The sequence below is a fragment of the bacterium genome (assembly GCA_019695305.1).
GTDB lineage: Bacteria > UBA10199 > UBA10199 > UBA10199 > JAIBAG01 > JAIBAG01.
The window spans coordinates 171337-183859 of record JAIBAG010000001.1 but is presented as its reverse complement, the minus strand read 5'-3'; the positions used below and the strand labels follow the sequence as shown (position 1 = coordinate 183859).

The following is a 12523-nucleotide window of genomic DNA, read 5'->3' as shown; positions in this document are numbered from 1 at the left end:
GGTTCATGAATGAGGGGGCCCTTTTTCAAGGGATTAAAAAAGGACAAAATTCTGATTTTATTGAGTTTGTTCGTCAGCACCAAACTACGCTTTATCATTATTTAACTCTTACCCAACTGGAAAACCGTGCCGTAGAAATTCAGTTTATTTCTCTATTCAGCTCTCTTTTAAATCGCATTTTAAAGAGTCGTAAATATTTTCCTCTCAAAGAATCACTTTTTAAAGATGCCCATAGCCGGGCCCGCACGGCTATGCCTCAGGCATTAAGCCGTGAAGCCGATGCCGGTGCCCGCCTTCAAAATTTATCGCAGTCCGAAATGGAGCTTTTGTTTTTTAAGGTGGTGTTGGGATTTTCCTTTGCCGAGTGTGAGGCTGTTTTTTTAAAAAAGACCGATGAGCTCAAGGCTTTGTTGTATCAATCTTTTTTTCGTTTATTTCCCGATTTTAATTTAACCGAGTCGCTCTCTGCAGGTTGTAAAAAGTTTGATCAGAGTTTGGTGGATTATGTGTGTCGTACTTCATCTGCCGGAGAGCGCGAAACTGTTACTAAGCATGTTCAGTATTGCCAAAATTGTAATAGTAAACTTAATCGCCTAGCGCCTTTTTTAAGACAATTAGAGGCTAATCCCCCTCCCAATCTTCCTGCGCCGCTCAGCTTGGCCCTCAATGAAAAAACACGAGATATTTTTGATATTTATAAGAGTAAGTCAGTAATTTCACGACGATTTTTGCCATTAATTTTGGTTTTTTCTCTTATTATATCATTAGTTCTTACTTATTTTTATATATATAGGCCTTTTTTTGACAATAAAAGGTCAAATATCAGTAAATATCAACTTATTGAGCAGCCAAAGGAAAACATTGGAAGTCCTTCTCTCATCCCTGCTATTCAGCAGCCCCCTACTCCTTTACCAGCTAAGGATGATGATTATACGACATTTATTCCACTGCCATCACAAACTAAACAAAAGCCACCCCCTCTGGCACATCCACCAGAGATTGAGTTTATCAAGCCCGCCTCTCTTGAGCCTATGGAAAAGTCGGAGCTAGATAGGCAGCATCCGTCTAGTAATAAAATTGTACCATCATCTACAGCACCTTCTGTTGCCGATAAAAATTTGAACGATAATAGTGAAACAGACGGCATTACTAAGCCAGATAAGACGGAAATCGAAGAGAAACCACTCGTTTTTCCAGCAAAAGCTGCCGATAAGAAACCGGCGTCTGCAATCACCCAGGATGGGCCGGTGGTTGAGTGTGACATCAACCAGGATTCTGACCTGGTGGAATTTTTAAATGAAAGCATCAAACAGTTCAATCAAGCTCAAAGATCACGATCCGGAGAAGCCGTTGATACGACATTTATAACGGAGGCAAATATGTCGTATAACATTAACATTAGTGATGCTGCCATGACTGGGCAGTGGTTTCGAATTTATATTGATCTAAAGCAAGATTATATGGAATGGCAAGAGGCATTGGGGCTATCAGATCAGGAAATTAGTGAATATACCCATATTTTGGATGTTTTTGATGAAATGACGTATAACAACACTGAAAATAACTCGCTTTTTATCTATCAATATCTTAATTCACAAGAATTTGATACCACTGGTAAACCACTTTATCAACTTACTTTGTATGATCCGGAGCAAAATATTACTTTTCATATAGACATTATAAATGCCAATTCGAGTCAGGAAGAATATTTGGACTTTAAACCTGATCCATGCTGTCATTAATGTTATACGTCAAATAAGATACTTGGCTTTTAATCAATCACTCTATACTCTTCTCGTTTCATTTTTCTTCGTATAAAAATTTTTATCTACAATATCTGAATTATTTCAATATTTTATATATGTACAGTTTTCTGTACATGCTTTTTAGTTTGACAAGAAAGGGACCCTGACATAATTATGTACATAATTTTTACCCCATCATTTATGTATGTTTGAATTTGAAGACTCTAAGCTAGGTCGAGTTAAAATTCTCAATGTTACCGAGGCGCGCTCGTCTATTGCCGCCATCATGAATGATGCTGAATTTAACTATATTATTACCAAAAACAACAAGCCCATCCGCGTTATTATTAATTACGATTCGTATAAAAAAACCAAAAATCAGCTCCAGCCCACGGCAGCCCCCAAAGCTGTACCCGCTAAAGCTCCCGAGCCTAAAAGCCAGCTGGCTGGGCTTATTGGAACACGTGAAAAAGAATTAAAATCTACCCTCACATCACCATTATCTCCCACTATAGAAACCGCTGTAGGAGGGGAAGAAGAGCTTACATTTTTAGAAATGTCGGATGAAGAGTTAACCGAGATCGCCCCCGAAGAATCAACCGCTATAGAAGCTCTTGTAGATACAACGGACAAATCGGACGATGTGTACTGGACAGAAGATACTGTAGTAGAAGTAGAAGAGACCCCTAGTATTCGTGATCTTTTAAAGGATGAGCCGGAAGAAGAGCGCACCGTATTAGAAGAACCCGAAGCACCGCCTCCAGCTCCTAAATCCCGAATATATCAGCCTGTTGTTCAAGAAGAGCCTCTTCCACCCGCACAAGCATCAGCCGAGCCCGATTATTTTTCACGCTATCAAAAACTGTACGAACCCTCGTCACTGAAGCCCGTGGAAGAACCTAAAGCAGAACCTGTATTACCTCCAATAACTGCACCTATATTTGATGTAGAACCCGAAGGGCCCACTATGCTGGAGGAGCCTGAACCTGTATCACCAGCCCCGGTAGCTGCTCCCAAGCCCGAACCCGAAAAACCACGCCACCGCGAAGTACCTTCTATTCAAGATTTGCTTCGCGACTTGGAAAACGAAAAATTATCGGGAGATGACGAATAATGGCCGCACGCCTTAAAAAAATACTGGGCTTTTCACCCGAAAATACTCCGTCTTACGCTCCAAATTTTTGGCATACGCTCAGCGGATCCGATTTGGCCGATTTGATGCGCGTTGCCGAATCGGGACGTTTTTTGGAATTACTTCCTCCCTTAGAAAATAAAACAAATTTTTATATTACCGAAAGTGAATCACCTTATTTGTTTCAAAAAATTAGTGAAACGCAGAAGCAAACTTTGCTTGAATTGCGCCACGCCGGTAAAAGCAAAACCGGTGCCTTCAACTTGGTTCAAAGCAAAACATTGCCTCACTCTTATGCTGCTGTTGAGGCCGATCCCATGGCGCTTCCTTTTAAAAGTGAAACCGCCGATGTCTTACTAGCACCTCTTGCCAATACCATTTATAGACTTGAAACCTTGCTCAGTGAATGGGCACGAGTTTTAAAAAATGAGGGCAGGGGAGTGGTTTCGCTTATGCACCCAGCACTTCATTTTTCGCTTAAAAATCCAAACATACCGTATACCTTTGAATCGCTGTGGGCGCTTTTACGCCAGCACAATTTTTACGTGGAACAAATGATTGAAACCGTGGTGGATAAGAACACACGCCCATTTTTTGTTTCGAGCAATGCCGATAATTTGTATGACGAATATCGTGGACATCCTCTAGTACTCACGCTCAAGCTTGTAAAATACAGGAGATAACTTAATGGAAATTGAAGAAAAGTTTAAAAAATTAAAACTGCCAATCCCCAGCCTTACTAAGCCAGTGGGCTCTTATATTCCCGCTACAAAAGCCGGTAATCTTGTTTTTACCTCGGGGCAATTGCCCATCACCGATGGACGCATCATTCATCAGGGTAGAGTAGGAAAAGAAATTAAACTGGAGCAAGCCCAATTTGCGGCCAAAATTTGTTTACTCAATGCCTTGGGCGCTATTAAGGGAGTTATTGGAGATTTGGATAAAATTAAAAAGATCGTACGCGTAAACGGCTTTGTGCGCTCGGCCTTAGATTTTACCGATCAGCCCAAAGTATTAAACGGAGCGTCGGATTTAATTTTGGAAGTTTTTGGTGAAACAAAAGGCCAACACACCAGGGTAGCCATTGGCTGTATTGAACTGCCAATGAATGCATGCGTAGAAGTGGATATTATTGTAGAAATATAAACCTTATTTTTTTTTAAGATTCTGTAAAACCAAATCAAAAGCACAAACGATACCCTTAATGGATACTATTGCGAATAAACAGATGACCGATGAAGTGATCTTTGAACAATATAAACAAGGGGATACACGAGCCATTGAAGTTATTATCGATCGCTATAAAAAGCCTATTTATTCATTTTTACTCTGTAAATGTAGAAACAGAGCCGAAGCAGACGATGTATTTCAGGATGTTTTTTATAAAATAATTGATAATCCGCATGGTTTTAGATCTGCCATCTCCTTTAAAGCCTGGTTGTTTACGTTGGCACGCAACACCTATGTAGACCATTTGCGTAAAAAAATACGCAAATCAAATCACGTGCCTATTGATGAGCCTAAAAATGAAGGGCCCGCGTTAAACGAAACCTTACCCGATGATGGGCCAACATTAGAGGAATGGGTAGGCGGGCAAAAAATAAGTGAGGTAGTTGATAGCTTGATGGGCACTTTGCCCGAGGAACAAAAAGAATCGTTTTATTTAAGGATTAGAATGGAAATGCAATACGAGGAAATTGCACAAATGATGGATTGCTCGGTAAATACAGTAAAAAGCCGTGTGCGCTATGCGTTAGAAACCATCAAAGACCTTCTGGTAAAGAGGGGAGTACGTTTATGAGCATGACAGAAAAAGAATTAGAACGTCTGGAAAAGGCGTTTAAAATTCCCGAAGACGACAGCCCTCCCGAACTTATAGTAGCCCGCCTTAAAAAGCATGCGCGATCCAAAAATAGATTGTCATCAGGTTCTATGGCTTCCTTTATTAAGCAACACTCCGTTTTATTTGCCGTAGGTGTTGCGGCATGTTTATTGGTGATGGTGTATGCTATACCGCAATATAAGGAAATTTTCGATCATTCGATGAAAAAAGCCGTCATTATAAGCCCCGCTGATATACCTTTAACAGCAGCGAAAAATGACCGTGCGACAAACACCAGCAACAATATTGGTTCCGTTATTGCTGAAATAACTGCACCTTCTCAAAACACTCTTTGCCTTTCAAGTTTACAATCTTTACCACTTCATAATGTATCTGTATTTGTTGGAAAAAATAATATTTGGTCGGGTACGCTTGAGCAACAAAGTATTAAAACAATAAAGTTTGATGTGCATCAAGATAGTTCAATCCGTATCAACTGGGTTTATAATAATCAAACCTTTGAGCAAGATGCAGGCTACCTAACCCCCAATACTTACCAGGGACATAAAATAATAATTTTGGACAACAATAAAATCTCCTATGATCGGGATGATAATTGTCGGTAAATTTTACTTATGAAATTATTATTAAGCTTGGTCGCTTTTTTATTTGTGTTCATAACAACAACCTTGGCCTCCGAAAATCCCAAAAAAGATATTTGTACCACCCTTGACAGAGCCGAATGCATGGATTCTACGCAATGCACACTAATTTTAACTAAACAACCTAACGTGTATAGCTGCATTCTCTCTAACGATTCTTGTGAAACAGGAAAAAAGCAGTCAATGCTCACTAAGAAAAGTTGTGAAAATGTTAAAAATTGCCAATACAATAACGCTAATTGCTATTGTCCTTGTGCCGGTTATGGACAAACATTAGTAAACGATAAAAAAGCACCGGATTGCTCATGCGACTGCAGTGGAGGAGAACCACCAAACTGCACCTCAATACAATAGAAAGAAAGGAGGGGCGTTGTTTAAGAAGGATTCCAATAATAGACTACCCCTTGCTCTAATGAGCCAAATTGATCTAGCAATTGATCAACTAACAAGCTTAATGCAACACGCATAAAAAAAATGTCGCCATCATCATCATATTTTTTATATAGTGAACCTGGTGATGATTGACCTGGCGCCCAATCTTTGTCAATAACGTCTAATGCTAATCTTAAATCATCTCTTCCATCATGGTTTGGATTACCTACTCCTATAACGATTGTATCACTCACAGTGCTTTTTTGAGCACATTCACCATTATTAGTTGGCAACAAAGGTTCGGTACTTCTTGTATTAACAACCAAACTACTTTGTTCTAAAACCATATTATCAGAACCGTATAAAAAATTATTTTGAGCTACGTTAATATTTAAGCTTTCTCCACCCTTAGGATTTAAAATAGTTCCATCATCTAATATTTCTAATTGTTGATCTCCAAAAAATAGATTTACCGTTAAGGACTTGCTATCACCCTTATTTATTTCAGGATTAGAAAAAATAAGGAGTTTAAACGGAACTTTTCCATTTACCCAATCATTATAACTAACACCTTGAGGTAACAGGCTAGTAACCAGTTCTGTATAGGTGTCTTGAAGTCGTTCTAAAACAGCCACACAGTCGCTATCCAAATTACCACAAACATTATTGAATACATTTAGATTTATGAGTGCATCTATTTTCTCTGGCTTAATTTCAAGAGGCTTGCTTTCAGGTATTTTTGTAGGGCAACTTTCGTTGGCTGTAATACCATCCTCTTCAGTTAAGCAGGCTTCTAAAAGCCGTACTCCCATGGGTATAATTGAGTTGCTCATAATTTAATTGGCTAAATAAAACTGTACTTCCAAACGGTGTTTTTGAGTAAACAAAATACTGTCGGCTGTTAAATCGGCTTTAGAAAGCGGACCCGTTCTATCAAAGACTTTGTACGTAAGAGTCTCCAAATTTCCGCAACCTCCCGTATCGCGATCCACAAATAAAATTTGATAATCGGTATCATCGTCCAATATATCCATATTAAAAGCATCAAAACTATCATCCGTGACCCCAAGAGCTAATTCGTCCATACGATAACCACCAAGCTCAAAAGCGGGAAATTCTACGCAGCCAATAACATCTGTTTTTTTATACGGAACAATTAAAAGAGTGGAATCGGCATTACTAAATTCGTCTGTATCATAACTAAAAATTGCTAGTTCGGCCCAAGCTAATTTTAAAAATGACCCGTCTTCCTCATGCGGTACCACAGGTTCGTAGTCAGCTGCCTCTTCGGTTCTAAAGCGTAAGGTAAAATGGCCAACATTTATAGGATCACCACTATACATTTCATTTAAGGTTAGTGTTACCGCAGTATTGTTTTCATTGGTCGCTTCAGCGCCAACATTAGGACAACGGTCGGGGTCAAGATTGTTAGAAAATATAACTTCTCTTATTTCAATTTCATCGGTTCCAGTAAGCGAAACCGTTTCTCCATCCGATACAAAGACGCCGTTCACGTGCGTTAGCATGGTATCTAAAGGAATATTATCTAAAGCGGGAAAACTGCGTGTCCCCATACAGCCAATAAACTCGCTGGTATCGGCCTTAAACAAGTAAAAATCTACATTTGAACTATACATTTCTTCATTTTGGGTAATGGTATCGAGTACGATATTATGTGTGGTAAGGCCGGCAATGTTTACACGCGAGGCATCGGTATCTGTGAGGCTAAAATCACCGCCACCGCAATTACAATTATTTAAAGCTCCACTCATAAACATGAGAACAATCAATATTTTAATTTTTTTCATAATAGTTCCTTATAGTCTTCTTTTAGTTATCGGGAATGAGAGTGGTAAAGTGACGGAAATGGGTAAGATTTTTTTAGCTAAAACCCAAAAACCTGCTACCAGTCTGTTATCACTATTTTCATTTTAGCCAAAAAATAACGACACATATTTTGGATTCTGTCGATCATAGACTGTAGTAGCTAGGAATAGTGTCTTTTCCCCCTTCTTTATCAGAAGGGGCTAGGGGGATGTGAAAAATATTTTGGCAACGAAAACGAAACCGCCGAGTTTACAATTTTCCGCAGTAATGCCGTAACCGCCAACGCCACCCTCTATTACAAGGGAAGCTGCACGGGCCAAAGTTTGGTAATTGCCAATGATAGGGTGGATTTGTAATAGGAGAAAAATTTATGGCAAGTGTAACTGATGTTTCTAATGATTATTCTGCACTCTACGACCCACTTGGATTAGGAGTTTCTTATGATAACGGTGATGCCGGGATTGTAAGTAGCCCTGGCCCCACAACTCCTACCTCCACCTACGTAACCACAACTCCCCAACCAGCCCCTGTTTCCCAGCCACCAGTAACGGCCGCACCCGCCGCTGTTTATGCGCCTGTTAACACAGAGGTTTGCTTAATAGACGATTTTAAAGAGTCTCCTGAACCTATAAACGACACACTTGCCCAACACACAGGCAGATCAATGCTTCCGTTAGGCCTTCTCTTATGGACTGCTTGTACTGAGCCGAATGATAAAGATCCAGAAACATCAGATACGGATACCGGTAATGAGAATGTAGAAGAGACGGATGCACCTGTTGAAGCCAATCCAGAAGCCGAAGCAGCGTATGATGTTCTTAGTTATATGTGCCCCACACCCATTTCTGGCGACACAGTCACCGTTATAGCCCAAAAACCGGCTGGGAACTGGGACTTAACTACGCCCTATGCCCATGGTCAAAATGTGGTGGCTTGTTATGTTGATAATAATGGCGCCATGTATCAGGTTGGAAAAGGTGCAATCAGCTATGGCATTACAGATGATGAACCAAGTTTTAACGCAACAGCAGGACATTGGGTTAATATCCCTGCTGGCTCGGGAATGGAACTTTCGTTGCCCCCTAACACTAATATTAATCCATCTAATCTTGTTTTTTACACAAGCCCCCAAATACCGGGCACAGGTATAGTAGCGTTTACAAATGGAGATACTTCCCCCTTTACTCCTTTCACCACCGGTGATGTGGGCGGTTCTACTCAGCAGGTTGACGTGACAATTTATGAATCACCTTTAGAAGGCAGCGGCCCTGTTTTTGACAGAGCACAGTTTGATTATCCTCCACAATGGGGAACTCATCCAAGGGAAGTTTTTAATCCTTACGTGCGTGAGGTAGGTGGCCAACTGGTATATTCTTTAACAGGCTTGGATGGCACTGTGCGAGGCAATACGGTTTTTGGAAGGAATAAAGGAACCGTTGTTGGAAGTGCTTTTAATGCACAACCTTTCACAGGCTCTCGTATGGTAGCCTCTTCAATTTATGTGGGGAATGGATACGAAGCTAATAATACAAGTTTAGCACTTTATAACGATAGGCATAATTTAGGTGCAACGGATGTTCTTGGAGGTAACTCGGCCAACTGGCATATATTAGTCGTTGCACGCGATATGCTTCCATCTCATTTTTGTACGGAAACGCCACTCTCCGATATGGTACCTACTATTGAAAGTTTTGTGGGAGATAAGGATATGCCGGGACCTATTGGTGGCGTTAACGGCCAGGCTCCTGGTTATTTCTCATCAGCAGAAGACAGTACCACTTTGGAAATGGCCACCAGTTCTTATAACGGCGGTATTATCATGGGTCAAATTAATTATGCCGATGATACGGCTAATATTTTAGATTTGGTCGCCAATGGCAACCAAGACTATGCTCTTGTTGTAGTTGAATCGGATGAGGTTAGCGGCCGGGAAGATATTGCTCTTTGTTCTGAAAGTTTGGCAGAAGCTTTTGGACAACCTGCAGGAACGGCTTTATCTAATATATCTGTGGGATCTAAAGCGCATATTCTCGACACCAATATCAGAGGACGTCATTTAGACCTAGATCCTGCTAACCCAACTATTGCCATGGTCGTTCCTCTCACCAATCCTTCTCTTGGATATAACACGCGTTTGGAGCTTGGGATTAAATAGTTTTAATAGGAGCAGGGGACGTTGTTGATTTTCCGGAATAAGTTCAACTCAAAAATAAAATAGCTATTCCCGAAATTCAACAACGTCCCCATGACCGGAAGGGTAAAATTATGAAACGCTTTTTTTTCTTTTTTTCATTCATGCTTTTTAACGCTATTGCCGGTTTGGCTATGGCTGATATAACAGTGAGCGGCTGCCTGACGGCGGATGATATGGAAAATACCACCGGGCCTTTAAAACGTGTCCGGGTGAAAATTGATTACGAATCTTCTCCAAGTGTTTGGATCGCTTTATCGCAAAGCTTTTTTACCGACGACGGTGGTTGCTTCACGGGCGTGATTCAACCCGCGACTCAAAAAGTTCCTTTCCGGGTGCGTGCCGTCTTAAAAACCGACGAATTCAAAATCCTCAAACGGAGCGCAGCCTGGGATATTGTTTTTCCGGGGACACAATTGGTAAATGGAAACAGCCTGGACTTTGGCGAACTGCATTTTGAAGGCGACCTCCAGGACGAAGAGGATGATGAAAGCAAAGCTTTAGGCCTTTGGTTTGGCCTTCTCAAAATGAAGGAACTCTATATTCAAAACATCGAACCCTGGCCCTACAACCAACCGATCAAGCTGCGCTACCATAGGGGTTTGGAAGGACGCGGACCGCTATTCTACAATGCTCCCATGCCGGCCTGGTTCAATGATTCCCAAAACGTGATTTACATCACCGATCCCGTGTTTGCTCTTCAAGGCCTTTTCTACGTCTCTAACCATATACCGCTCTACCACGAATTCGGCCACTGGGTACAAAACCAGGACCATATTTCTTACAATGTTTATAATGCCTCATTTTCCCCACTCCATCAGGCAATGGCGGACGTACCCTATCATCATCCGGAAACCGACCCTATCACCGGTACACCAATTCATGGTTGGCAACTTAACACTTACGAAAGTCTCGATACGGCCTACACCGAAGGTTTTGCCGAATTCCTGGCAATCCTCATTGAGCAAGGGACTGCTGGCTGCCAGAGGACCAATGAAGCCTACCAAACCTCTCCTTCTATTCCACCGTTTGAAACCGATATTTTTAACTTCGACAGCTTGCCCCTCCATTTTGAAAGCGACCATCGCGCCACCTCCGTCTTACGGACTCTGTGCGATTTAGTTGATACCAGCGAAGAAAAGGAAATCAAAACCTGGTACCACGAAATACCGGCCCAGTCTTCACCGCCTCATATGGAATCCGTAAATGCTTTTCCTAATCCATTGGCAGATCCGCTCCAAGCTGAGCTTCCCGTTGACCTGGTGTATTCAAATCTGGTAGCGGATCAAAACTATGCCTACGGTTTTGTGACTGATCTCACGCTATATGCTCCAGACAACCGCTTGTTTCGCTATACACTGACACCCGGATTGGAAACTCGAGAGCTGTTTTTAGACGGCTCCAATCTGTTCCAACACTCTGCAAGGATCAGTTTGGCAGGGAATCGTTTGTGTTTTTTGGCCAGCGATGATGTTGATGATTGGTATGTGGGAATTTTCTGCGTTGATACGAATACCCCGTTTGCAACGCCCCCCACGTTCCAAGACTTAAGCCAGCAGGGTATTACGCAACTTCCGTTACCGGATAATCTGAACAACCCGTTCTTGGAGAGACCGGCCCGCCCCATCGATATCCACTTAAGTCGGAACGCCATTTACCTGCTGGGAAGATCTGAAGACGGTTTTTCACAAATCCAGCGCCTCTGGCTGGATAGGAGCGGCAGCTCCTGGGAAGTGTTGACAACTCTGTCCCAGGACAAAGACTTTACCGCCTTCGACCTCGATGAAAATACCCATGAGGTTTTTATTTCCGACTCCTCCCGCATTTATAGTTGCAATTATCTGACTTCCCTCGGGCCCCTTGCATTGCCAACTCCAAAATTGGAGGGTCAGACGGGCCTGTGCCGGTTAGAACTTTTTGCCGGCCTGGAAAACCAGAAGGGCTACAAACGTGGACCCAGGCTAGAGGCCGCTTTCACCCTCATCCACGATATCTTCCGCGATGAAGGCAAACTCTACGTGGTGGACATGTCTGGTGCTTCCGCCATCGGTTTGCGGGAACGCCAGAACGTTGTTCAGATTGCCGGACAGCCAGCCACCCTGGGCCCAGAAGGCGGCGGTCACGTGGCCGTGATGGACCATGTTTTTGTTAACGGTTTAACCCAAAGGGCCATCCCCGTGGGTTATAACGCCGATCCTCAATACCCCGAGAGATTTGTACGTTACATTCACAAAGACAATGCGGCTCTTTTCCAGACCAATGTTAGTTTGGACTTTGATTCGACTTCAGAAAATCTAGTTCTGGATCCTACTATCTATTCGTTTTCTTCTTATCTGTCGTCCGTATACACCGGTTATTACCCACTGGTTCGGATTGATGAGACCGTCCCTCTTGTGAAGCAAAGCTTCTGCGGTTTTGAAGACGTCGATTTGAGTGGCAACATGAGCGGGATTGTCCATATGTTCGCGCAAACCAGCCAGCCTAACACAGCAGGAATTGAAGATGTTTTGAGTGATTCTGGTTTGTTGGATGACGCACAAATGGAACAAGTTTTAAGCGCCAACTGGGTCCATCTGAAATCGCCGGAGGAGATTGCTGCGGAATTCAACGTCGAATGTCCTTTATACGAAGGGCAGTATCTGTATGAATAATTCATAGGAGCAGGGGACGTTCTTGACTAACCGGACTAACTTTTTTATTTTTGAGTTAGACTTATTCCGGAAAATCAACAACGTCCCTCATTCAATACAGCTTTGTAAGATGCAGAGACTT

10 protein-coding genes are annotated in these 12523 nt (G+C 42.1%); 8 read left to right on the top strand and 2 right to left on the bottom strand.

The genetic code is table 11. The features are described from left to right. Positions 1-5: 5 nt before the first annotated feature. From K1X76_00770 to K1X76_00745, 6 genes are all read left to right on the top strand, one after another. On the top strand, positions 6-1742 hold the full coding sequence (locus K1X76_00770; protein MBX7147590.1) for a hypothetical protein: 1737 nt from the start codon (positions 6-8) through the stop codon (positions 1740-1742). A gap of 208 nt (positions 1743-1950) precedes the next feature. Beyond that, the gene (locus K1X76_00765) at positions 1951-2859 is read left to right on the top strand and encodes a type II toxin-antitoxin system Phd/YefM family antitoxin (protein ID MBX7147589.1); all 909 of its coding nucleotides are present in this window, start codon (positions 1951-1953) and stop codon (positions 2857-2859) included. Next, a complete protein-coding gene (locus K1X76_00760; GenBank protein ID MBX7147588.1) occupies positions 2859-3560 on the top strand; it encodes a methyltransferase domain-containing protein in 702 nt (233 codons plus the stop codon). The genes K1X76_00765 and K1X76_00760 overlap by 1 nt, the downstream gene beginning before the upstream one ends. A gap of 4 nt (positions 3561-3564) precedes the next feature. Next, on the top strand, positions 3565-4023 hold the full coding sequence (locus K1X76_00755; GenBank protein MBX7147587.1) for a RidA family protein: 459 nt from the start codon (positions 3565-3567) through the stop codon (positions 4021-4023). Between the two features lie 58 nt (positions 4024-4081). Beyond that, positions 4082-4678 (top strand): sigma-70 family RNA polymerase sigma factor, encoded by a 597-nt coding sequence (locus tag K1X76_00750; GenBank protein MBX7147586.1) that lies wholly within the window; start codon positions 4082-4084, stop codon positions 4676-4678. A gap of 2 nt (positions 4679-4680) precedes the next feature. Next, positions 4681-5325: a hypothetical protein gene (locus K1X76_00745; GenBank protein ID MBX7147585.1), complete on the top strand. Its 645-nt coding sequence runs from the start codon at positions 4681-4683 to the stop codon at positions 5323-5325. Positions 5326-5735: 410 nt separating this feature from the next. Here the strand turns inward: K1X76_00745 and K1X76_00740 are convergent, their stop codons facing one another. Both K1X76_00740 and K1X76_00735 read right to left on the bottom strand, forming a co-directional pair. Beyond that, positions 5736-6545 carry a hypothetical protein gene (locus K1X76_00740; GenBank protein MBX7147584.1) on the bottom strand — a complete coding sequence of 270 codons (810 nt, stop codon included), beginning with the start codon at positions 6543-6545 and terminating at the stop codon, positions 5736-5738. A gap of 24 nt (positions 6546-6569) precedes the next feature. Next, on the bottom strand, positions 6570-7541 hold the full coding sequence (locus K1X76_00735) for a hypothetical protein (protein ID MBX7147583.1): 972 nt from the start codon (positions 7539-7541) through the stop codon (positions 6570-6572). Between the two features lie 389 nt (positions 7542-7930). Here K1X76_00735 and K1X76_00730 point away from each other — a divergent pair, with 389 nt between their 5' ends. Both K1X76_00730 and K1X76_00725 read left to right on the top strand, forming a co-directional pair. Further along, entirely contained in the window at positions 7931-9715 is a 1785-nt protein-coding gene (locus K1X76_00730; protein MBX7147582.1) for a hypothetical protein, read from the top strand. A 110-nt stretch (positions 9716-9825) separates the two neighbouring features. Beyond that, positions 9826-12402 (top strand): hypothetical protein, encoded by a 2577-nt coding sequence (locus K1X76_00725; protein MBX7147581.1) that lies wholly within the window; start codon positions 9826-9828, stop codon positions 12400-12402. Positions 12403-12523: the final 121 nt, after the last annotated feature.